This window comes from Sphingobacterium sp. MAE (assembly GCF_056711605.1).
The window spans coordinates 2,484,934-2,509,507 of the sequence record NZ_CM160044.1; the positions used below are offsets into that span (position 1 = coordinate 2,484,934).

At 31.8% G+C, this 24,574-nt stretch carries 19 protein-coding genes; 12 read left to right on the plus strand and 7 right to left on the minus strand.

Features of this window, described 5'->3' with window-relative positions; translation table 11 throughout:
- Positions 1 to 196: 196 nt before the first annotated feature.
- Together AC06G9_RS10490 and AC06G9_RS10495 are read right to left on the minus strand one after the other, a co-directional pair.
- Positions 197 to 619 (minus strand): sugar phosphate nucleotidyltransferase, encoded by a 423-nt coding sequence (locus tag AC06G9_RS10490; protein WP_434440687.1) that lies wholly within the window; start codon positions 617 to 619, stop codon positions 197 to 199.
- A gap of 435 nt (positions 620 to 1,054) precedes the next feature.
- The gene (locus tag AC06G9_RS10495) at positions 1,055 to 1,273 is read right to left on the minus strand and encodes a hypothetical protein (protein WP_480958092.1); all 219 of its coding nucleotides are present in this window, start codon (positions 1,271 to 1,273) and stop codon (positions 1,055 to 1,057) included.
- A 208-nt stretch (positions 1,274 to 1,481) separates the two neighbouring features.
- Between AC06G9_RS10495 and AC06G9_RS10500 the strand changes: the two genes are divergently transcribed.
- The 5 genes from AC06G9_RS10500 (at position 1,482) to AC06G9_RS10520 (ending at position 6,097) form a co-directional block, all read left to right on the plus strand.
- Positions 1,482 to 1,772: a hypothetical protein gene (locus AC06G9_RS10500; protein ID WP_480958093.1), complete on the plus strand. Its 291-nt coding sequence runs from the start codon at positions 1,482 to 1,484 to the stop codon at positions 1,770 to 1,772.
- A 25-nt stretch (positions 1,773 to 1,797) separates the two neighbouring features.
- Entirely contained in the window at positions 1,798 to 3,009 is a 1,212-nt protein-coding gene (locus tag AC06G9_RS10505; protein ID WP_480958094.1) for an erythromycin esterase family protein, read from the plus strand.
- Positions 3,009 to 3,869, plus strand: a complete 861-nt coding sequence (locus tag AC06G9_RS10510; protein ID WP_480958095.1) for an ABC transporter ATP-binding protein — start codon at positions 3,009 to 3,011, stop codon at positions 3,867 to 3,869. Before AC06G9_RS10505 ends, AC06G9_RS10510 begins: the two co-directional genes overlap by 1 nt.
- Positions 3,870 to 4,809: 940 nt before the next feature.
- Positions 4,810 to 4,938 carry a hypothetical protein gene (locus AC06G9_RS10515; protein ID WP_262507189.1) on the plus strand — a complete coding sequence of 43 codons (129 nt, stop codon included), beginning with the start codon at positions 4,810 to 4,812 and terminating at the stop codon, positions 4,936 to 4,938.
- A gap of 241 nt (positions 4,939 to 5,179) precedes the next feature.
- Positions 5,180 to 6,097: an Rpn family recombination-promoting nuclease/putative transposase gene (locus AC06G9_RS10520; RefSeq protein WP_480958096.1), complete on the plus strand. Its 918-nt coding sequence runs from the start codon at positions 5,180 to 5,182 to the stop codon at positions 6,095 to 6,097.
- Positions 6,098 to 6,369: 272 nt separating this feature from the next.
- Here the strand turns inward: AC06G9_RS10520 and AC06G9_RS10525 are convergent, their stop codons facing one another.
- From AC06G9_RS10525 to AC06G9_RS10535, 3 genes are all read right to left on the minus strand, one after another.
- Positions 6,370 to 7,008, minus strand: coding sequence for a suppressor of fused domain protein (locus tag AC06G9_RS10525; RefSeq protein WP_480958097.1), 639 nt, complete (start codon positions 7,006 to 7,008; stop codon positions 6,370 to 6,372).
- Positions 7,009 to 7,673: 665 nt separating this feature from the next.
- Complete coding sequence (locus AC06G9_RS10530; protein WP_480958098.1) at positions 7,674 to 7,982, minus strand: hypothetical protein; 309 nt, start codon at positions 7,980 to 7,982, stop codon at positions 7,674 to 7,676.
- A gap of 57 nt (positions 7,983 to 8,039) precedes the next feature.
- Positions 8,040 to 8,528, minus strand: a complete 489-nt coding sequence (locus tag AC06G9_RS10535) for a hypothetical protein (RefSeq protein ID WP_480958099.1) — start codon at positions 8,526 to 8,528, stop codon at positions 8,040 to 8,042.
- A 460-nt stretch (positions 8,529 to 8,988) separates the two neighbouring features.
- On the opposite strand from AC06G9_RS10535, the gene AC06G9_RS10540 reads away from it, so the two are divergent.
- Positions 8,989 to 9,564, plus strand: a complete 576-nt coding sequence (locus tag AC06G9_RS10540; RefSeq protein WP_480958100.1) for a Crp/Fnr family transcriptional regulator — start codon at positions 8,989 to 8,991, stop codon at positions 9,562 to 9,564.
- Positions 9,565 to 9,661: 97 nt separating this feature from the next.
- Entirely contained in the window at positions 9,662 to 9,877 is a 216-nt protein-coding gene (locus tag AC06G9_RS10545) for a hypothetical protein (protein WP_480958101.1), read from the plus strand.
- A 124-nt stretch (positions 9,878 to 10,001) separates the two neighbouring features.
- On the opposite strand, the gene AC06G9_RS10550 is transcribed toward AC06G9_RS10545, so the two are convergent.
- Positions 10,002 to 10,268 (minus strand): transposase, encoded by a 267-nt coding sequence (locus tag AC06G9_RS10550; RefSeq protein WP_206367827.1) that lies wholly within the window; start codon positions 10,266 to 10,268, stop codon positions 10,002 to 10,004.
- 467 nt (positions 10,269 to 10,735) lie between these two features.
- On the opposite strand from AC06G9_RS10550, the gene AC06G9_RS10555 reads away from it, so the two are divergent.
- On the plus strand, positions 10,736 to 12,871 hold the full coding sequence (locus AC06G9_RS10555; protein ID WP_281047191.1) for a S41 family peptidase: 2,136 nt from the start codon (positions 10,736 to 10,738) through the stop codon (positions 12,869 to 12,871).
- 627 nt (positions 12,872 to 13,498) lie between these two features.
- Positions 13,499 to 16,207 carry a S8 family serine peptidase gene (locus AC06G9_RS10560; protein WP_480958102.1) on the plus strand — a complete coding sequence of 903 codons (2,709 nt, stop codon included), beginning with the start codon at positions 13,499 to 13,501 and terminating at the stop codon, positions 16,205 to 16,207.
- 46 nt (positions 16,208 to 16,253) lie between these two features.
- On the opposite strand, the gene AC06G9_RS10565 is transcribed toward AC06G9_RS10560, so the two are convergent.
- Entirely contained in the window at positions 16,254 to 17,273 is a 1,020-nt protein-coding gene (locus tag AC06G9_RS10565) for an AAA family ATPase (RefSeq protein ID WP_480958103.1), read from the minus strand.
- 739 nt (positions 17,274 to 18,012) lie between these two features.
- Between AC06G9_RS10565 and AC06G9_RS10570 the strand changes: the two genes are divergently transcribed.
- The 3 genes from AC06G9_RS10570 to AC06G9_RS10580 all read left to right on the plus strand — a co-directional run bounded on the left by AC06G9_RS10570 (position 18,013) and on the right by AC06G9_RS10580 (position 24,572).
- Complete coding sequence (locus tag AC06G9_RS10570) at positions 18,013 to 18,642, plus strand: hypothetical protein (RefSeq protein WP_480958104.1); 630 nt, start codon at positions 18,013 to 18,015, stop codon at positions 18,640 to 18,642.
- Positions 18,643 to 18,784: 142 nt separating this feature from the next.
- A complete protein-coding gene (locus tag AC06G9_RS10575; protein ID WP_480958105.1) occupies positions 18,785 to 22,981 on the plus strand; it encodes an NACHT domain-containing protein in 4,197 nt (1,398 codons plus the stop codon).
- Positions 22,982 to 23,051: 70 nt separating this feature from the next.
- The gene (locus tag AC06G9_RS10580; protein WP_480958106.1) at positions 23,052 to 24,572 is read left to right on the plus strand and encodes a P-loop NTPase fold protein; all 1,521 of its coding nucleotides are present in this window, start codon (positions 23,052 to 23,054) and stop codon (positions 24,570 to 24,572) included.
- Positions 24,573 to 24,574: the final 2 nt, after the last annotated feature.

The following is a 24,574-nucleotide window of genomic DNA, read 5'->3' on the forward strand; positions in this document are numbered from 1 at the left end:
TTCAGGAAAACACTCTCTTAGTTTTTATTGAATTATGTCCAAATTATGCTGACGATTTACACTTGTATTGATATTAATTCATTCCAAACATCTGAAAAATCTTCGTTTTGTTTACAAAGATTATTGACTGTTTTTGGATTAACTACTTGAATTCCTGAGCAATAAATTGGTTGTTTTACATTTCTGGAAATCGCAGTTACAATTCCATTATTAGATGATATAAAATCTCCTTCAATCTCATGTTTAGGTGAAATAGGGACAACCATACAGGGGGGGAACCCAGTTGCTGGTAATTATCATAAATAAAGGGTAAATTAAGATTGGTGATATTATCACAAGGTAAAACCAGAACCGGCTCATCAATCTCTCTAATTTCAGAGTTGAATAACCACCAGCAATTTCCTTTATATAATGTAGACAGTACTTTGGTGCCGCCATTTTCAAGGACGTATATTACTAAATCTTCTGAATGTTCTCCTACTGTTACTACTATATTTTTAATTTTATTTTTGAGCTGAAGCAACGTTTTTGAAATAAGCGGTGCTCCGTCCACCGGTAACATAGCTTTCGGTCTTGTAGCTGTGAGTGGTGCTAAACGGGTTCCTTGACCAGCTGCCATAATCACACATATTTTAAACATATAGATTCATTTTTTGAAAAACTTTCATTTTGTTCAAGATTGTATCATGAATAACATAGCCTTTGTAATAATAAATTGTTATAAAACTGTTAATAAATCGATTTTCTTTATAATTCAGTCTTTTTTTATAATTTCTTAGCTGCACAATTGTATCAATATGGATTTTGCATATATATTAAAATATTTCTTTTATAATAAATGTTTACACCTTTAAATTTTTTTATTAACTATGTTTATTTTATTGTAAAATTATTAGTACGCATGTTTTTAGTGAAAATATTATTCATGTAAATTTGTTGTTAAATATTTATTACTTTTTAAAAGTGACGTTTTAAAAAGGAGGATGTGGAATAAACTTGACATCCTCCTTTTACTGATTTAGTTAATTGCTAAGCAAGGAAACGCTTTTTTTTCCTACAAATAGCCTGTACATAAGTCTGTTGTGAAGCAGTTCCATTCTCCAGAACAGTCAGCTGTACAGCCCCCATTTGTACAATTTAAAGATGTTTCCAAGAAAGAAGGGCAACCATCTGAACAACCTCCTGTCCATGCTGCATTTCCACCTTTGATCTCTTTACTCTGATTCAAATTAAGTTCTGATAACTTGTCAAAACGTAATTTCTTTACATTCATTTTTTTTATGACATTAAATTATATACATATAACATATTAAAATACACTTTAAAGATAGATAGTTAAAGTCTTTTATATGTGGACTCATATTTATTTCTGTAAAAATTTTTATTTCTCAAATTTACCTTATACCTTAGAGTGAAATATCTTAAATTAAATTGTAATTAATTTTTTGTGAAATATGAGCTTGTATAGTTATATAAGTAGGATGAGTAGAATACATTTTCTGATCAAGAAGAAAAGGACCGGGGATCCCGTAGGTTTTGTACAAAAGATGAGTTTATCTCTTATTGCTCTTTTGAAAAACTTGTCAGAGATGAAAGAACTAGGTTTTCCGATTGAGTATGACAAATGTCGTCGCACCTATCGATATAACATCGATAAAATTAATTCAGATGAAGATGTAGAAGTTCCGTTTGAAGTTTTAAAGAAAATTTTGGGAGGTAAAGGCCGGCAAGAAACACAAGATTTGATACAAAGGATTTTTTATGAGGTTTAGATATCTGTTGTTGATAATGGTTTTCTTGTTTTTAATAGTAGTTACGGTTTTCGGTGTCATTACTTGGAATTTGAATAAATCTATAGAAAGCAAATCAACCGAGCAAAGTATTATTGCAGATTCTTTACAAAATTACAAGATCGCTTTCAATGTTTTGGAAAATTCCAGTTTGATTAAAAACTTAAAGGGAAAAAAATTGGTATTACTTGGTGAGCAGCAACATGGTGATGGTGCTACCCAGGCTCTTAATTCAGAATTAGTCATGTTCCTTAAAAAAAATGGCTTTAATGTTCTTTTTTTTGAAAGTAATTTTTATCCGACTTATCGATTAAATGAAAGCTTACGGAATGTTCAAAACATAGATTTCAGCGTGGCCTTAAATCCATTTTGGGCTAAATCAAAAGAAACAAAGGAATTAAGACAGCATATATATCAATCTGCTAAAACTTCTGATCCATTTATTGTGCGAGGGATCGATTTTCAGATATCAACTATATTTACTCAGAAAAAAATTCATGAAGATTTGGTTCGTTATTTAAAGACTATACCATCATTTGAGCAATATCACTATCGTCATTTTTGGCATTCATTGAAAAATGGCTATGGTCCAGTACTTTATTTCAATTCAAAATCAAGTAAAATGGATAAGAATAGAGAGGCGTGTTTGCGGGAAATTAAACTACTTATTGATTTAATAAATTCCGAATTCACATCAACCAATGGGGAGCAACAACTGTATATAAGATACCTGCAGAATATTTATGATTTTTACTACGCAAAGATGTTTCTAAAAGGAGATAAATATAATGCTTACCGTGATTCTGTTATGTTTGAAAACACCATTTTTCAAATGGAACAATTTCCGGATGAAAAATTTGTTTTGTGGTCAGCAAACAAGCATATTTTAAATACCAGTAAATTTGGTAAGAATCTTGGTTATTACCTTAAAAATAAATTTAAAGACGAAATGTTTACCATCATGACAACCTCTTATGACGGTTATTCAACTAATATTGCTACTAGTAATATTCAGCGAAATAATCCCGCGACTAGTACTACTGTTGAATATTTCTTGAAAAACAATCATTCTGATGCAACTATTTTCTACACTAATGATGCTTTGAAAAATAAATCAAGTGTAATGCGATTTTTAGGATTTAACAACTTGGAAAATTTTTGGTTCAAAGAATTTGATGCTTTTATTTTCATTCCACACATGACTCCAACACATTATTGATGGGAAATATATATAATATTCGAGACTTGAGTTTTTCTTTTGGGAAAAACAAAATATTAAATGACATAAGCTTCCATGTGGAAGAAGGGGATATAGTCGGTCTAATTGGCCAAAATGGTGCTGGAAAATCAACATTGATCAATATAATGACAGGTGTTTACTCAAATTATTCCGGAAATGTTTTCTTTAAGTCGTATGACAATAAAGAGAATTTAATAGAATTGAAGTCGAATATAGCAGCTGTCTTGGATCGTTCTGCAACATATGGAACGCTAAGCGTAGTCGAGAACATTAATTATTACTGCAAATTGCTAAATGTGCCTATCCAATATGGCCTTGATCTCTTAGATGAGTTTGGTATGACTGAATATACAAAGTTTAAAGTAAGTCAGCTTTCTTCAGGATATCAACAGCGATTGCGTATTGTTATAGCCCTGCTTAATGATCCGTCAGTTTTATTTTTAGATGAACCATGGATTGCTCTTGATCCGATTAATAGTCAATTTTTGACCAGTAAAATTTTATCACTGAATAAACTGAAGGGATTAACTATAATTATTTCGGGTCATGACCTCAACGAACTGGAAGTACTCTGTACTAGATTTTTAATGATCAAAAACGGTTCTTTAATTCTAACTTTCTCAAAAGAGCATTCAAACTCATTTTTAATAACTACAATAGCAGATCATCCTAAAAACCTTCAATTGGTGAAGAGTGAAGCTTTTTATAGAAAAAAAGAAACCAATGAGATTAAAGTAATAAATGTGAAAAAGGACTTCTTTATATGTGAAGATATATTAGAAGAAAAAACCTATTCGTTAAAGGAATTGTATTTCGAAATTCAAAATTGTACCACATGATTAATCTGAAAAATATATTGGTCGCCGATTTTTATAAAATAACACGTAACAAGTTGTTATTAGTGAGTTTGTGGTTGCCTTTAATGTTGGTTTTAGTTATTTTTTTCAATCAAAAAGAAGGTCTTTTGAAAGTAAGTGAAAGTGGCTATGATGTTTGGGTTATTCTTTGTAAAGATTCCATTGTGATGTTGTCATTTTTATTTTCTCTGTACGCGATCGTATTACCATTCGTAATATTTGATTCCGAACATCGGTACCATGGTTTTAGAAGTCATATCATTCTACCTTTAAAAATTAGAAATTTCTATTTATCTAAACAATTGATACTTTGTTTTTTCCTTTTTTTTCTGCATTGTAACATCAACTGCACTATTATTGATTATTGGATACACTTTTGGAGCAATCTATGATATTCCCGAATTTATACTTTATAAACCAACATTTATCATATTCTTCGCAATAGCCTCTATAATTGTCAATTTCTTCATTTTAAGTATCCAAATATTAATTAACATCTTTTTTAATAATTTTTTAATTACGGTTTTACCATTTTTGATGCTATTGTTTTTTTCTTTTTTCCTGACAGCGTGGAAATATAGTTATTTAAATGTGTATTGTTATCCATTTCTAATTATGCAAGATGCATATGGAGAAGGAGTCCTCTTTTTAAAATCATACATTTTGGTATCATTCATTGGATTTATAAGTTTATGTGCAGTGATCTATTATCTAGTCCCCAAAATTAAGATGTTATGGATAAAATAATATCAGAATTAAGGAACATTGAAAAGAAATTACGATCTAGAAAGCAGGAATCTGCCTCCTCATTCTTATTCGGTGATATGGATGGAAGCAAACTTTTCTATTTTTATCTTGTTCGGAAAAGACCAACTGCCGTTCAGAAGTAATTTCCTTCTTGAAAAAGCAAAAAGGAGAGTAGTTGAACTGTAAAACAAGCACTACCATTGTTGAGCAGTCAAGTGACTATATGGTAGCAAAAGTAACACAACAATTTGAAGGATTTATCAAGACCGATTTAATCACATTGGTCAATGATGGAGGCAACTAGAAAGTATCCCAATCCATCAACACGTATAAGTAAGTTAAGTTAGAATGCATATGTTTAGTCAGAGCCGCATCGCGAGACGCGGTTTTTCTTTTTTCTATTGTATCTCGAAATATTGATCCAATTTGTGCTAGCCGACAGCAAACGATTAGAAACGACTACAAACGTTTAATAACCGGCTAATATTTTTAGTTTTTATCATATTTGATTTATGTAATAGATTATTTAAGTAAATCCTAAAATTATGTTAGCACATGCAGAACCCGTATTTATTGATCCAACCACCGATGAAGGATTCAAGCGGTTATTTGGAGACAAAGTCAACCTGATCAACTTTCTAAACATCATCTTTCGTGGTCGAAAGACCATCACCGATCTTACTTATCGGGATACTGAGCGTATCGGAGCAACTGAAGAGATCGGTAAAGTTATCTTTGATCTTGTAGTCCAAACCAGTACAGGAGAAGAGATCATCATCGAGATGCAGACGAGTACACAGATCAACCTGAAGCAACGTATGCTGTATTATGCCAGCAAGGTCATTTCAGACACAGCACCCAAAGGAAACCGTAAAGCCTGGGGGTATGCCATTCCCGAGGTTTATACCATTGTCCTGATGGACGGTTTTCATATGCCGGGAGGTGATCATAAAACCTATTTTCACGATACCTGCCTGTGTAATAGAGATTCAGGACAAATTTTTTACGAGGGTTTGGGGTTTATCTATTTAGAAATTATTAACTTTGTTAAAAGCGAAGCTGAGGTTGAAGACGAACTGGATAAAGTATTTTTTATGCTCAAGAATATGTCTACGTTAAAGACCTTGCCAAGGATTATGAAATCGGCAGTATTTCAGCGCTTCTTTCAGTTGGCCAGCTACGCAAAATTGACAAAGGAGGAACGGACTATGTATGATATTAGTTTAAAACGTAAGTGGGATGCTGAAGCAGTGCGGATGTATCAAGAAGGATTAGAGGAACAATTGGGAGGACTAGAAAAGCAATTGGAAGAAGCTAAAAAAGCAGTTGTAAGTGCTGAAGCCCGGGGGGAGCATAAGAAAGCTATGGAGACAGCTTTGAAACTTACAAAGATAGGTTTATCAGTAAAACAAATTGCTGAGGCTACCGGACTTTCCATTGAAGAGATCGAAAAACTTAAATAGAATATCGTTCTAAAATATACAGAACCGTTTGGGATTCCAAGCGGTTTTTTTATGGCATTTTTACATTTTATTTCCCCTTTGTTTGTTACAGTTTCGGGACATGTCTACTTTTTTCCTAAAGTTTTCTATAGAAACAGTAGGCAAATAGTAGGCTCCGCACAAGAGGCTAATGCTACAGTTTGTTTTAGTAAAACTAAATTATGGTGCAAAGACAGTGTTTTAAATCCTATAATTTACAGAATTATCTTATACAAATGGTCTTCCGCATATATTTAAGCACAAATATTTGGTCTGCCAACTTTCACGATTTCCTCAACCCCAAATTGGTCAAAGCGCTCCAATAAAGCGGTGGCGCCATTTTGTTTCTTAAATTTGAGCTCCTCTTTATAAAGCGGAATTAAAGTAAAAATGGTCACGAACTCATCATTATCAAGTTCGATCTGTGTGTAATCGTCAGGTAGCTCCATAGAATTTGCAAGCATCACCGAATTAAAACCAATTCTCTCCGCAAATTCCTCATCATCCTCATGAGCAAAGGTATGGCCAAATCCTAGCCAAGTTTCATCAGGATGAGGCAAAATCATTATTTCTTTCATCAAGCGAATTGGCCAATAATTTCGTTCATCCTTAAAGGAGTCATATTCTAAGTTCCATTCTTTAGGTAACAAAATCATGACCTCAGCATAAGGAGAGGAATCAATGTCTTCAGGAATTTTCATGGGCAAAGCGCTCATGCCACAACTTAACAAAATATGATATGGCCTGTCTTCATTTGCTTTTACAAAATACACATCTCTATGAATGACATCTGATTCAATTTCATCAAAGACGACAATGTCATCATTTTCATCGAAAAACAGGTCTAAATGTTTATCAATTAGTTCGACACTATTGGGTACAGAGTTTTTCATATTCTACGAATATTGTTTATAAAAGAAGTCGATAGACAAAAATTTCGCCTACTATACAAGTAAGGAGCAAACTGTCTACACTCAAAGGTAACAACTCCAATGCAGATATTCATGACAAAGTAGAAAGGATTTAACAGCGGCAACAAATTGGATCAAGAGAATCGATCTTTTTACAACACTATTACTTCTTTATTAAAGCAGAAGCAATTATTTCAAGTCAATAGGATCAGGACAAAAAGTATAAAGCAGGTTATAAGGTAACCAAGTTGGTTCGAATCAGAAGGGCATGTATCGTAGCCGGTACGAGTGTACCTTGGGTTTTATCTTTCTGTCCACATAAGTCTTGTTGTCATTGGAGTTTATATAATAGCAGCCTGCGCGATGGCCGTGGATACATGATCTATTGGAAGCCTAACCATAAATCCAGAAATGTCTTATTTTCTTGTAAATAGCTGTACGAAGTATTCATTTAAAAGTCCTTTCTTTTCCGAATATAGGTCTAAAATCAATTTAGCTACTTTTGGCTTCAAATCTTCATATTCGAGTTTTTCTTTATGTGTAGGTTTCTCATAACTACCTAACAGGATCATTTTGAAAATTAAATTTTGAGGATTTATTTCAGTAGCTTTTTTTAGTAATGTTTTACCTACTTCTTCTAGTTCCGTTTAGTCTCCAAATTCATAAGGAAAGATAGAAATTGTATAACCTGCAATAAGATTAAATTCGGCTATGTTTTCAAAATTATCAAGTCCATATTGTAATTCTTTTTTTAACTCTTTATGCAGTTCTTCGTTTTTTAAGGTTGAAAAAATTTCAATACCATCCTCAAGCATTGACCAAAGAAAAAAGAAGTAATGTTTCCAATATTCAAAATTAAGTGGTTCTGATTTTAGAAGTATTTTGTAAAGAGAAAATGCCTCATCAAATTTTTGATCCGATTCCAGTATATAAATCTCATTTAGAGGCTGTTTCATGTTTTTTTGCTTAACGTTCAATATTCTTATAAGAATATCATATTGTTTTTGAACTGGTTAATCACTTTTGTTTGAAAAAGTATTAATTGAATTTAAACTGTAATAAGCAATACCGTTATCGGGATATTCTTTCAGGATTTGTTCATAAAGATCCTTTGCTTTTTCACCTTCATTTATTTGCGAATAACAGAATGCCATATTGCAAAGAGACATTTCTCGATAAGACATTTTTGCGGCACTCAGTAGTGTGATCGCACTGTACTTATCTACCCAGTCATATTGTGTGAAAAAATCGCCACTCTGATTGAAGAATTCCAATGCTGTCTTGAAATCATTTTTTTTGATCGCTTTCATTCCCTTTATAAGACTAGTGGGTATTAGCCTTTGTAATGACACCATTAATATAAAAAATAGGATAGAGCAGATGTAAATACCGTCAATTTGGAAAAAAAATGTAAAAATAGCCATAAAAATAATCCATACGAGGATGATGACTATAACCGCTAGCCACGATGCTGTTCTAACAATAGGTACATTTGCACTCATTTTAACAATTTATAACGTTGGTGATTAGTTCCCTAAAACTACTAAAACTGATCAATAATTTAAGTCAATAGATCAAGAATATTTTTAATCTGTGGTAATATTGAGAACTCCGGAATTAACACTTTGTACAACCTAACTTATACTATTTATTAAATCAAACTATATGGATCGATAAAGATTTTTTCCTTTAATTTACGGTTCCCCGTATAATCAGAATTATATGATAACTTATCATTGCGATCAATTCGACTTAAGGTATCGAATATTATTGACGTAGGTTATAAATCTGATCAATATGTACTTGGTAGGACAGTTACACTCCAGAAGAGTGATATTCGCGAAACCTGTTACAAGAGATCTTAATGCTATCTAAAAATTCCTACCCATGAAATTTTATCAACCATATGGAATTTTAAAATAATATTTGCAGCTTGTACTAAAATTAATTATACTATTATTAATGATTACGAACCATTTTATCCTAAATATTTTTGACGAAAAGAATTTTTCTGATAACGATCTCTTGCATATAATATCAAAGTTTAAGCAGGTCAAATTTTTAAAGGATGATTTTTTGTTACGAGAAGGTCAAATTGTTCCTGTTTACTGGTTTTTGGAAACTGGTCATATTAGATCGTATGTATATGACCACGAAGGTAATGATGTTACAACAGAACTTTATACTCCTGGAAATATTGTTATTGACTGGCCTTCTTTTTTTCTCCGAAATCCAACGTTGGAAAATTTTCAAGCTCTCAGTGATTGTGTGTGCTGGCAAATAGACTATGAAAATTTTCAAATATTATTTAATCAAATTGAAAAATTCAGAAATGAATGCAGAAATCGACTTGTGTCTTCATATGCTATAGCTCAAAAACGCAAACTGGCAATCATAACTGATGGTGCAAAGGATAGATATTTAAAATTACTTTTAGAAAGACCAGACGTTATTCACAATATACCTTTAAAGCATATTTCAAGTTATCTGGGGATAACAAATTCCTCATTAAGTCGGATTCGTAAAGAAATTTGCTAATTAATTTCATTAATTGCCATAGATCAATTTTTTAGATACTTTATCTTACTACTTTTAGGAATATATTAATTATAATAAATTATTAAACCGTTGTAAGATGCTAGCCGTATTATTTCTTTTACTAACCTTACTTTTTGTCGCAATATTCTATTTTGCTTTAAAAAAAGATAAAGTCTTTTTATTAACATATGGTGTATGGTTGTTAGTTATTGGTGTCTTAGCATTTATGGAAGTATTTTTAAATAATCCAAAGCTTTTTCTATTTATACTTGTTCTAGCTGCAAGATCTATTAGTTTTGATATAACAGATTGATCGTCCTTTTTATGCGTATAGTAGTACATACTGCGACTCATGCTAACAATCTTACAGGCTCTATGAATACTGATTCCCTGCTCATCTATTGCCCCATCAACCAGTTCCTTACGTTCACAGAGCTTTAGAGCTTTTTTTCTATTATATCTTTTAAAATACGATGATCTAGGCTTAAGTCTGCAAACATTCGTTTTAGACGGGAGTTTTCTTCTTGAAGAGCCTTTAGCTCTTTAAGATGCTGAGCATCCATACCTCCGTATTTTTGCTTCCATTGATAGAAAGTAGGAGCTGAAATTCCATGCTCTCTACAAATATCCTTGGTAGCTTTTCCTGATTCATATTCCTTGAGAATATTGATGATTTGATGTTCTGAAAACTTGCTCTTCTTCATAATATAAAACAAACTAATTTAACATTTTTAATTTGTCTGAAAAACAGGTAAGTCTACCAGATGACCTCCTCCCAAAAATTGGACATTTTAAAAGTATAGAATTCGGACCAGAATTACTAATTTTAAATAGGAGGAAAAACGATGAAAAGATCGAAATTTACCGAGGCACAGATTGCTTTTGCTATCAAGCACCCATTAAAAACAGACAATAATGAATAAAAGTATTGAAAGCCTTTCCATCGTCGTAAAATAGTCAAAGGCTTGATTTCCGATTATTGAGTATCCTTAAGCAGGGGCTGCCAGATCTCACTTTTGAACAGATCCATGTGGTATTACAAAAGTTGTAAGCGTGCAGATACTTCCTACGTTTAAGAATGCGGGATATTGCCGTGACTCGAGTACGTTATTGAAGAGTTGAAAGCTTGTAATTTTCTAGAAAAATATTATATACGTTTAAGTAAAATTAAATGAAAAACATAAGATATATATATCTATTATTACTCTTGATTTATACTGGCACAGTAACTCTATGCCAAGAGATTCGATCGACTTCAGGTTGGGTATGTAAAGAAATTAACAGTAAATATTCTCCAGTAGCTTACGATGTACTGACATTAAAAAATATTGATACAGATTCTTCTATGTCATTTAAGGAAGAATCAAAGTTCAAGGATTTTGAGCGTGGGCAAATTGAAGTAAAAGGGGATTTTAAAAATTTGCACGTAGATAGCTCTTCTCAAATTAAGATTATTGCTATAGGTCTTTATAATAAGGTTGCAAAGATCTACTACAATAAATCGATTACTTTAAATGAAAATACATCTTTTGAACTTTTAATACCAGTTGATTCAAAATTGGATTCTCTTGCTGTACATTTTTTATCTAAAGGCAAGATCAATTGTGAATCAATTCAGCTAAAAACCTCAATTACTGAGGGTGAATTTATTCAAGGATGGAAAGAAAAGTTTTTAAGAAATGATAGGGGGGGATCTTCAATTATCTCTAAGCTTACTGATTTATCACTTACATGGGGTTTGTTAAAATATTATTGTGCAGGTATTTCAAAATATAATGTTGATTGGGATCAAATTTTAATTGATAGAATTAAGCATATAGAATCTGGAGAAGATATTAACATGTCTTTTAACCAATTGATAAAGGAGTCAAAGATGAATTTATCCAATATCGAGAACGCAGAAACAACTGTATTAAAGGACTTAGATGGCGTGAACATTGATCATAATTGGATTGATAAATTAGCTGTAGATAAAGAGAAAAAGAATACATTACTAAAAATGTTGAATAGATATGTTCCTTTTGAAAACAAATATATTAAAACACCAAAGGAATATAATAACATTACAATTAAGCTTGTAGAAGATCCTATACATTCTAATTCTTTACCCAATGTCTATGAGAGACTTTTAACTCTTTTTAGATTTCATAATGTTATCAAGTATTATGCACCTTATAAATATACTTTAAAAGATTGGGATAAAAAGTTAACTGAATTGATTCCAATATTTATAGGTGCCAATACATCAAATGATTATGGCTTAGCTCTGTTAAGGTTGAATGCATCTATAAGTGACGGACACAGTCCATTGCCAATATCTCCAATTCAAGCCTTATTTTACATCAATAAGCAACCGGTCCAACCTCTACCTGTACATATAGTTAAACATCAAAACTCTTTTTATGTATCAAATGTTGATTCTTTATTTTCATTGAGAACTAACATCACTGTGGGTGATGAAATTATACAAATTAATGGTCTTTCTATGAAAGATCGATATGAAAAGATTGCATATTATATTGCTGATGAGAGACGTGAAATGAAAGATTATTTCATTAACAACAATAAAATGTTGGATTTTATAGCGATATCAGATTCAGTAATTGTTCAAGTAAAGAATAAAAATAATTCAACAGAAAATAAAGCATTTATATATGAAAAGGAGTACTATAAATCTTCCTTTAAAGTTACTAATTCCGAAACACAAACGATAAAATTGGCACGTCAAAACTCGGGTTTTTTTCATGTTAAAAAAGATATTTTGTATATCAATCCAACTTACTTAAAAGATTCTTTCGATGCTGAACTGTTAAAAAGTAGTAGTAAGCTAGTAATAGATCTGAGAGAATATCCAAAGATGAATTTGGATATAAGTAACCTAGTTCCACCTAATGTGCCGTTTTCGCTACTACAACGTTCTACGCAAGTTCCAGGTTATTTAGAAAGTTTTTTCATGCATACTCCTGTCGATGCAGTTTACGATAAAGGAAAAAAGATTATAGTTCTTATATCTGAATCATCTATAAGCAATGCTGAATTTATGAGTCTGCAATTAAAAACCAACAAGAATACAATATTGGTAGGCAGAAATACTGCTGGAGCTAATGGAAATGTACTGCAAATTCCTGTTGTTGGTGGAGGAAGTGGGGTAAATTTTAGATATTCAAGTATCCGAGTTCTTTTTCCTAGTAAAAAAGAAACTCAAATTATTGGTATTGAACCAGATATTTTTGTAGAAAATAGTATGGATGAATTAATTGAGAAAAAGGATCTAATATTTGAAAAGGCTATAGAATTATTGAAATGAAATACTGCTTTTTTTGTTTGTTCCAACCTAAATCTCGCAATGTCTTTTGTATACTCTTGTTGACTCTTGATAATTATTGATTTTAAAAAAAAGCGTGCAGAAGAAACAAAACTAATGCTGTTGCTAGCACAATTCAGTTTATTAAGTTCAATATAGTAGGTTTTATGCACCGGCTTGGTTAGAATATTGTATGGCCGATTTGGACAAATCCCACTTGCGAGATTGCATTCGTCATTATATTGATTTAGTAAAATCAATCACCAATGATTTTGATTTAACGATGGATTTAAGAAAGTTCATTGTTCAAAATATGGATGAGGTATAAAGAGCCCTATATAGCCGAGTCAAAACCTAAACATCCAATTTTAAAACCACACAAACATAAACCCAAGGATTAAGATTAGGTTACGTATTTTAACAGAGAAAACCACCACTAAGATCAGCTTTAAGTGGTGGTTTTATTTGATAATATTTAATCTGCTATGTAAGTAAATACCCTGTCTCATTTTTTTAAATCCCTAATTCTTTAAATTGTTTATAACCTTCTTGTTAGAGATGAAAAATTATATAGTTTTTAAATGATAGTAAATTTATTTAAATTAGTAATTGCCACCAAGTAAACTGATTATGAGCCAAAAATTACCACATCTTTATTTAAGGAATATTCCTGGACATGTCCAAAAATTTGATAAATCTCGAGGTATTGAAAAGAACGAGTTAGAAGATAAAGATCCTGAATCTTATAGAAGACATAAAGAGAAGCTTGATGCGTCCTATAGCAAATTAATACAGGATAAGGAAGCTCGACTCGAAAATAAAACATTGGATCTAGCAACAATAGAAATTGTTGAGATTAAGTTTCTGATTCCATTTAGTGATGGTGTCCTATTTGATACGAAGACAAGATTTCTAGCACAATTTGGATTATCAGCAGTTTTACAGAAAGATTTTAATCGCACTGTTTTATTTGCAGTAGAAAATCAAGAAAAATTTAAAATATTTGATCAATTATTACATCAATACATCAATAGTAGCCACCAAGAAAATCCAAAAGACACTCCTTATGCTATTATGACCACAATCTATGATATTAAGTACCATACAGCTGGTGATATTAAAAATTACTGCAATACTAATGTGATTTTTGAGCTAATTAATAGTACAACACAGATCATACATCAATATGATCAACAGAAACAGTTATTAATAGGGAAATTAGAAGAATTAAAAGATCAGGGAACTTTGATAGATTTTAAATTTGATCTTTATAATGCGAAAGTACTCCAATTAAATGGCATTGAGGAAGGAGCTTTAGAAACACTGGTGAATAATTTTGACATACTTGCTCAAGCACATTCATTACGTAGTACAGTGGTCAGACCTGATCAGTATAATTTTGAGGAATTATCATGGGGTTTTAATGTAACTCCTGCCGATCGAAATACTATCATTGGTATTATCGATAATGGCGTAAGAAAAATTGATCCATTGAGATCGGTAATAGTCGATGATCAATTAGATATTACACCAACAAGAAATGGACATCATGCTGTCCATACGCATGGAACTGTTGTTGCGAGTTTAGCTTCAGTCGGAGAAGCTTTTTTCTCAGGACAACGAGAGTTAAGAGCAGATGCTAAGATTTTTTCAATCAAGATATTGGAAAGTATGGATGGCTACATTGATGTTCTTAATGTTGTAGAAGCAATTCGGGAAGCCCATTTAAAGCACGGGATACGTCTATTTAACCTGTCAGTATGCACTAAGGGTAAACAGTATAACGAATCTCCATCTCACTTTGCCTATTTATTAGATAAATTGACTTACGAATTGGATATATTAATTTTTATCGCAGCAGGGAATATGCCTTATGATGATATCAACTCATTGCAAGCAATACCTAGTAAACGCCATGATTATCCTTATCACTTTTACAATCCACCAGAAGATTACACTGAATATCACAATTGCGTACATACCAATATATGTACACCGGCTGAAAGTATGAATAATATCACTGTTGGAGCACTAGCAGAAAACTATCGTGCGGACACAGAACCTCATTTAAGTTGGGATAAAAATTTACCAGCATATTATTCACGTAAGAACCATTATGATTTCAAACAACCTATTAATGGTGGACTGCTAAGTATTAACCACAGCAACAAGAATCTCTTTAAACCCGATATTGTTATGCCAGGTGGAGATCTGTTGGATTCAAGCTCAGGTATGCAGGTGGTTGGATTTGGCGACGTTGGTACAGACTTTTATGCTTTTGACTCCGGGACTAGTTTGGCCGCTCCTTTAGCAGCAAATCTTGCAGCCAAATTATTAAATATATATCCAGATCTTGCACTTCAATCAGTAAAAGCTTTATTGATTAATTCTGCTGAAAGCTATTCATCATCCTATTTGGATGAAATGATAGCAGAACGAAAAGATATTTTATCCCAAGATATATTTAGAAAAGACTTTAACAAATTGTTTAAAAGTGAAAAAGCAAGTATTTCAAAGGCTGTAATCTCAGCAAAAGATCTTCATCAAAATCTTTCCGGATATGGGAAGCCTAATGTTGAGCGATTGTTATATTCAAAAAATGATACGGTATCCGTGCTTATTGAAAATATCATTCAACCAGATCAACACAAAGTTATTTTATTGCATATTCCCGAATATCTATTAGAAGGAGATGGTAGTCAACGATTAGCTATTAAAGCCACATTATGTTTCAAGGCTAATCCAGCATGGGGCAATCATGTTGATTATAACCCCCTACATATATCCTTCAACTTTGTAAATTCTATTGTGAAGGACTCATTAGATGAATTGGCAGATATTTTAGCCGATCGTGATCATGTTCATTATGAGCGTTATTGGACGGATGAAATGCTTGAACTCCAGAAACGAAAAAATAATCGTGAACTGAGTGAAGAACAAAATAAAGAATTTAATAGGTTGAAAGGTGAAGTAAGAAAAAAAGAAGCAGGTGTTAAATCAACAATTCAAGAGTGGTCAGAAGACTTTTTTCCATTAGTAAATAAACCGTTGTCAAATCGACAACAGCATTCAATAACCATGAGCAAGGATGATATCAAAAAAATTGGTAATAAACTTGCTATCGTAATACGATGTGCTGTAAAAGAAAATTTACCAGTTGATTTGAAAGAGTGGGCTAGGATCACAAAAGAGCATCCATTCTCCCTAGCTTTATTTATAGAGGACAAATCGAAAATTGAAGGTGCAAACCTCTATGATAATCTTCAAGCATATAACCAAACAGAGGTTGTTACTAATAATTTGGCAGATTTAGATCAAGATTTGGAAGCAGAAGCTTAAGTATTAAAATAATAGAATTAAAATATAAAAAAAGCGTCGGTAGTTATTAAACTGCCAACGCTTTTTTTTCTTCTTCAAGCAGATCTTTCCAGATCTGTGTATCTATTTTCGGTTTCAGCGCCTTGACTGTTTTCATAGCAAACAAACTCCGTTTTATCGCGTTGATCAATGTTTTCTGTATGCTGTAGTAGGAGAGCCCTTTAGCACTCTCAATCAATTTAGTGAGTGATACCTTTTTGTCAAACCCAAACTGGTCTTCCTTTAGTACAAGGTTGATCAATTTTTCGATTTGTTCCTTTTCCGGCAGCTCCAATGAGATAGACAAGTCAAATCGACGCAATAGCGCTTCATCTAACATCTCCTTTTGGTTTGTAGCAGCTATGACCATACTGCTTTGAGGTAGGTAGTCAAAAAGCTGCAAAATGGTATTCACCACACGTTTCATTTCACCATGATCTTGGCTGTAGTCACGCACTTTACCCAGAGAGTCAAATTCATCGATAAATATGATGCAATCTTCCTGCGCAGCCTTACGAAATATCTTTGCAAGATTTTTACTGGTTTCACCTAACTTAGAAGAAACAATAGCACCAAGATTGACCACGATCATCATTTTCTTCAGTTCACCAGCTATTACATAAGAAGCCAAAGTCTTACCACATCCCGAAGGACCGTGTAACAATAGCTTATTCGAGATCGGAAGATTATACTTCTTCAATAACTCGCTCTGCTGATGTTCTTCCAAGAAATTAGCAAGTTGATCATGCGCCTGTTCAGTCAATACAAGATTCTTCAGCGAATAGTCCGAAGTCAACTTCTCAAGGATCAGCTCATCCGTTTCTCTATCCTGTAAACTCTGATAGTGAGTAGGAGAGCCTACCTTCATCAATTGATTATTTTGCTTACGGATCGAGTCCTTCAAAAGAGATTGCAATTGCAAGGCAAAATTTATCTTTTTGGTACTCTTATTATGCTCAATAAATTCGTTCAACGTAGACAATAGCTTGTCCTGGTCGTTTTCCAACCCAAACCGCGCAATGTCTTTTATGTAATCTTGTTGACTCATGATATTTATTGATATTTAAAAAGCAGTGCAAAAGTAACAAAACTAATGTTTCTGCTAGCACTATTTGATTTATTTAATTCAATATAGCAAATTTTATGCAAAACTGCTAGCAAAATTTTTTCTAATGGATTAGTATTAAAAATGATTAAAGGCTGTTTAAGAAATATTTTAATATAGAATTTTCTTAAATGTCCTTTATTCCGATATAAAGTGACTTTAATAGCTACATAAAGCTAAAATATATCTAATAAAAATAGTAAATTTTCTTGTCTGAATAGTTATTTGCTAAAGTTATCAACATTAAACTAATATTGATAACCAGTGTGATACATATATTGTGCATGCTAAAACCCATTTATTGATCACTTTTTTCCACCACTGTGGATAAGTCAAATTAAAGCTTCGAAATATAATTTTGATCTTTGTTAAAGAAATAAAGCCACACGCCAATGTGGCTTTATGAAAGGAACAGGTTCAGACCTTGTCTCAAATAACATTTCAAAGGTATAAATATAGTAGTATAATAAAAATATTATATGAAAATACTTTTTGAAAAATGACAATTGGTTTGGTTCCCTAAATAAAGAGAGTTGAGTAACCTCTTGACTCTTATTTCATTAAATGACGTATCTAAACAATACATCTTATTCCTTAAAACTAGGTTTTGAGGGAAAGGGGACACTGCATGCCTTACTTGCGGAACAGGTTCAATCGTTAACAATTTAAAAAGGAGGAAACTTTGAAATTATCAAGTAATCAACTGGATTTTGCATCTCAAAATCCCAAGGAAATGGCAAAAGCTTTAAAAGCAAAGGGCTTTATGCGAGGTGGCTTCAATAAAGTCACAAAAGAGATTTGTTTATCCTATGCTAAAGGTAATGTGACATTCAAAGATGCTTCTTATCTATTAGATATAAGGCTGTGCGATGAGTTTGCCAACAATGTTAAAAATGCTAAAAGGAGAGAGGCTTGTCAATTGGTATTGTCCAATTTCAAAGATTTCATACAAGAAGAAGGACTACAATGTTTAAAGAATTTCTCCATCATAAAAATTGACATGGGAAATAACAATTCCATAGGAGGGCAAAGCTGCGCTATTTTTCAAAATAAAGAGGGGCAATACTGTGGAGTGATTTTAACAGAACAAGAGTACAATTTTGCAAGTACATTGCGTATTCCTGTCGAACAATATTGGATTGCCAAGTATATGAAGCTTAATGATTCCAGTATGGTGAAAATCTATGTTTATAATACAGCAGAACATTCTTATCAATGGATACAGTATGCAGCAGATCGGATAGCAATTGCATTTAAGGATTCTAAAGCTGCTATTGAGCAGGTCGATATTGAGTTTAAGAAGATCGCCTAAATATGTTAATAATCAGGTCAATTAATTGACCTGATTAATTTTTAAACTCGTATTTTAGAGACAAGAAGTGAATTAATTAATTGACCATGTTTTATGCCCAAAATTTGATCTACTGTTTTTGCATAGGCATTAATAATACTGAATGAAAAAAGTTATAATTGCTGAAACAGCTTTAAGTAAACTACCTATTTATGAGGTTCTTGATTGGGAAATGTTTCAAACTTTTTCTCAAGATGTTTTAGGCTTACAAGAAAAGGTAATCGAATCTAGAGATTATCTTTCAAGAGGTAGTAAGCAAGACGGGATCGATGTGTATGCTATTGAAGCAAAAACTTCCAAAAAGGTTGTAATACAATGTAAGCTAGTAGAGAGTCTAGGTCCAAAGCAAATAATCGACATTGTCGACTTATTTCTTGAAGGTAAATTTGTGTCCGACACAAAACGATTTATTATCTGTACAAATCAGAATTTAGGTAAAACTGAAAGACAAGAAAGCATATTGGAGCAAGTACGCCAAAAGTTAAGAGTATATGATATTGATTTAGAAATTTGGGATGAAGGTGGTATATCGGTAATTTTTAGAAAGTTTAGTCATGTCTCAAGCTACATTGCACTTGTTCATCGTTATTTCGGTTCAGAGGTAGCGATCGCATTTTATGGAAATATTTGGTCGGACTATATTTTAAGTCTCAATAAAATACCGAAAAAGGATTACGCTGTTAATTTAGAACTTGTTGATCGTACCGTATCCAGTCATAATAGTTTAGAGGAAATTAAAAGTATTAGCCTATTATCTCTTTTAAACAATAATAGAATTACTAATCAAGGTAAAAGAATTGCCTTGCTTAGTATGGCAGGTTATGGTAAATCGTCAGAGCTCAGTCAATTATCTGCAACTTGTTCAAGTACAGATTGCTTTTTATATCCAGTACTTTTTATCTTAAGAGATTATAATGGTCAATCAATAAGCGATATACTATTTGAAATAATTGGACAGAACTGGGGAAATATAGAAAAACACAGATTACTTTTAGTTCTTGATGGATTGGATGAAATTATTGAAGATTACTTTCAACCATTTATTAACTCGCTAAATAGTTTTTTACAAGATAATAGCGAAGTAAATGTTGTTATATCGTCGCGATTTAATTTCTTAGCACCAGGAGAGCATTCTCAAATTAGAGGGTTTGACTTTTATACCTTGGATGAATTAACAAGTTCAGATATTGAGAGTTTTCTAATAAAATCTCTTGGGCAAAAATTAAATCTTTTTAGGACTGAAATAAAACGAATTGGATTTTCCGATTACATTGGGAATCCATTCTATTTATCTAGACTATTGAAAATACAAAAACAAATCTTAGTGGGTAAACGAAATGATTTTCCAAAAACAAAAGGAGAATTACTTAAAGATATTTTATTTGAAAGGTTGCAGGAGGAGGGTATAAGATATCGCGATAATTCATTAATAGACGTATTGTTCCAGTTAGCTAAGAAAGTAGCATTTTCCATGACTACGATGAGTTGGACATATTTTCCAGATACTGAACTTAAAAAAATTATTCCAAAAGTAGAGGGCCGTAATAACTTTAGTAAGTTTTGTGCGGTCAGCAAACGGATGACGAAGAATGCCTCATGGTCTTTTGAACATCGTAATATTCAGGAATATTTGACAGCAGAAGCATTGGCAGTTAGCACCATAGATAAAATTATCAACGCGATAACAATTGATGGACAGAAAACTAAGATTGCATCTCGATTTTTGAATACCGTATCTCTTCTATTTGAAATTCTTGAACCACAATCCACTCTTTTTACTCAACTTTTAGATTGGTTGATAAAAAATGAACCTGAAGCTTTAATTCGATTTGAAAGAGATAGGTTGACAAAAGAAAAAAGACAATCCATATTTAAGAAGATTTGGTACAATTACAAGGATGTAAAATGCTTACCATTCCGTGTGTCAGAGCAATTAAATTTAGAGCAATTGGCTACTTTTGTAGAAGTAGACGCCAATGTAGTACAATTTCTTTTACAAGAGTTGTCAGGCACCTTACAGGGTGATCATGCTTATGATGCACTTCATCTTATTGGTAAAGTGAACAAACCATATATTGTAAAAGACATAGTTAGGTCAACATTATTGAAGTTTTTAGCGGATGATATTTATGATGATTTTATCAAGGGTGAGATTATTTCAGTCTTTTTAAATTTGGGAATAACAGATCGAGTAGATTTTCAAAATATACTGTCTCATCTAAAAATAGGAACCGGGTTTTACATAAGAAAAGCCAGTATAAAATTACTTAATGGAACAAATTATTATAATGAGTATGCTGATTATATTATTGAAAGCATCATAGTTTTTGAAGAGGGGCAGAAGGAGGTAGTTTATGGAGGAGTTAATGAATTTCTTCGAAAACTCATTTCACGCTTTGACACTAAGACCTCAATAGTCAAAACTTTACACTACTTGATAAATAATCCGAAAAGAGTAAAGACATCATCTTCTAAAGGATTTCAGTTTGAAGAGCGTCATATTGCTAAGATATTAGAAAATGCGGTAATTTATAAAGATGAATTAATTGTTCTCTTATTATATAAGCTATTTAGAAAGATTGCCTTTAAATGGAGTAATAAGAATCTGATATCAGTTTTTGCCATATTTTTTAAGGAAGTAAATATTTCCCAAAGAATATTTACCAGCCTTTATAAGTGGAATCCTGATGTTATTGTTTTAAGCCATTTTTTAGATAAAGATAATTGTGATTTTTTGGTTAATGAATATCTTGATAAACATATTGCCAGCAATCAATTGAGAAATTATTTGTACTGGTCCACCATAAATAATAAAGAGATAAGTTTCTATTTTGATAATCTTGTAAATCAATTTGCTGTTGAAATTAAGACCGACGATGATATCTATTTCCCAGACCATGTTACGATTAAGGAATATATCGAAGCTAAAAACATTGAAATTTTATTAGACAAGCAAAGTTTATTTGCTGAGATACAGGTTTTGTTTAACTTGGATCAAGTTACGAAAATAGAAGATAATGATTTGTATGAAGGTAAGCTCTCTCATTACAGTGATTCCTTTGCATATAAAGCCATTCAAAAATATGTCTCCTTTAATGGGCCGGGAAGAACTTTTCGAAGTATATGTAGGCAGTATACAAATCAAGAATGGGAGTGGTTTAGGGTATCGTGTATAATCGAATTATTAGAGGATGAGAATAAAAAATCTGTACTAGATGCTCGCCTGTTGGATTTTATTGAAAATTGGTGTACTAATAAAGTTGCAACATTAGATTTTACGAAAACTTATACTGATAACCATGATGGTAGTTTTTCGGTTCAAGAAGAGCAATCTATTGTATTAAGGGTAGTTCAATTACTAAATTTAAAACTTTCAGACCATTTATGGTTAAAATTGCTTGTTGCAGATCATTCTGGTTTTTTTGATGAAGAAGGATCTTTGTCACTTATGGTTAGTTCTGGTGTAAAAGATAAAGGACTTTTAAAAACTACCATTATTGAGAATATACAGCAAGGAGCTTTAACAAGATATGTTTTATACAGTCATATAAAATTATGTGTTGATCTTGGTTTCGCAGAAATTTTGCCCGACATATTTAACTTGATTATAACATTATTAAATGCCTCCGATTCGGATAAAATAGAGTTAACAAAACATTATTTAAAACTTGGAGGTGAATCTTCTGATTTTTTACATTTTTTAGTACTTCAAGAAAATAAAGATAAGTGGAGCTTTAAAATTTCTTGGGGTTGGTATTTAGTTCAAGAATTAAAGACAGATTTTCCTGATAATGTTAAAGCGTTATTAATAAGTTATTTTGATAAAAGTGAAGAGTCATTTTCAAAAATGGTAGTCGCTCAGGAGTTAATTTCATTTGGTTATATTGATGCATTTTGTTACTGGCATGACTGTTTTTTAAATAAAGGAATATCATTTATTGGTGATGATTGGGGGACAGTTACAGAGGGCCTAAAATTATTGCCAAAAGATATTGTACAAAATTTATTGCTTGAGGCCTTGGTAAAATCGTACGAACGAAAGTTATATTCAGAACGATTTGAAACAGGTCATGTCAATGAAGTAATATTTGGTTGGTTGCAAATTCTTTCGGAAAATGATGAAATATTCTTCTTAGAAGTTTCTGAAAAGGTTATATCAATAGCAGCAAGTTTCGAAGATGAAAAAGCCGCTCATTCACTTCGATTTAGACATGAACGATTTAGTCAGGCTTTTTATAGCACTAAAACTAAAGGATTTTCTTTAAAGCGATCGATAGAGTTATATCAATCATTAACATAAAAATCGAATACTTTTTACACTTATCTCTCTTTTTTCACTATGAAAATTAGCGAGATGTGAATTTATAATTATGAACACTACAATGCAGACAACAGATATATTAAAGATACCACAAGGTTCATTAGAAGAAAGTTTTAACAATCACCTTGAAATAGAAAATAACTACAGAATATTATTTTCAGGACCATTTGGCCAAGGAAAGACAACTTTTTTAGATAAAGTATTTCAGGATCAGAGAGACAAATACGTAACTATTAAATTGTACCCAGTTAATTACGCTGTTTCTTCAAATGAAGATGTTTTTGAGCTTATCAAATTTGATATACTAACTCAGATAATTGGTTTTTATGGAGATGAACTCAATCTTGAAAACGAAGATTTTAGTAAGATACTTACTGCTCAATTATTCATTAGGGATAAAATGAATTTTGTACCGTGGCTGGAAAATATACTAGGATGCTTTGGATCCATTGGGAAGTCTGCAAAGGGTTTTCTTGAAGCAATGAAAAAAACAATTCAAGATTTTGAAGCGTTTCATCAGGAGGTACAACTAAATGAGGTAAAGGATATTGATGCATTTGTTGATAAACTCATTAATAGTCCAGGTTCTGCAATTGAAATGGATATTATATCCCAAATGACAAAAAAATTTGTAAACAGGTTAAAAGAAAACACAAATAAGTCTGTTATACTAGTAATAGATGATTTGGATAGATTAGATCCTGATCATATTTTTCGATTATTCAATGTTTTTTCTACACATTTTGAAAATATTGGTGAACATAGTTCAAGTTATAATAAGTTTGGATTTGACCGAATTCTATTTGTTTGTGATATTGAGAATATTAGAAAAATATACCGACATAAATATGGTGCAGGAGTGGATTTTAAAGGTTATTTAGATAAATTTTACTCACAACAACCATTTGATTTTGATAACCGGATATTTATAAATAATCATGTTCATCACATACTTGGTAAAGTTAAGGGTTTTGAAGAAAACGACATCTTTCAGCATAGTATAAGTGCTGTTTTTGAATGGATTCTCATTAGTTTAGTAAATAATCGCCAACTTAATTTACGATCACTTATACAAGTCTCCTCTGTCGATATTAAAGACATTGAAATAAATATTTCAAGTTCGCGATTAAAGTTGTCCGCTAAAGGTTATCCCGTTATATTTTTGCTTCAAGTATTATTAGGATATTATCCCAGTTTAGAGATTTTAAGTGAGAAATTGAATGTTTTAGCAAGCTTATATGATAGAAATCGAATTCATTCTCGCAATAATAGCTATAGAAATAGTTTTGGCACTGAGGTTATTTCTATGTGTATTCCATTTCTTATACATAATGATCATGGTTTCAAGAGAACTTGGGAAGATCATGTAAATAAAGTTTCCTACAGCAGCTTAGTTAAAGCGTATATTCATTTTAATACAAAAGAGATCTATGATTATGATTGTGTATCCTTTTCTTTTTCTAAAGCTACAATTGAAGAGTCAAGTGAAAGTGATATTGTAGAAATTAATCCATATCATACCCTTGATTTAGTGTTATTATCTTGTAAAAGGATCGGGATTTTAGATTAAAA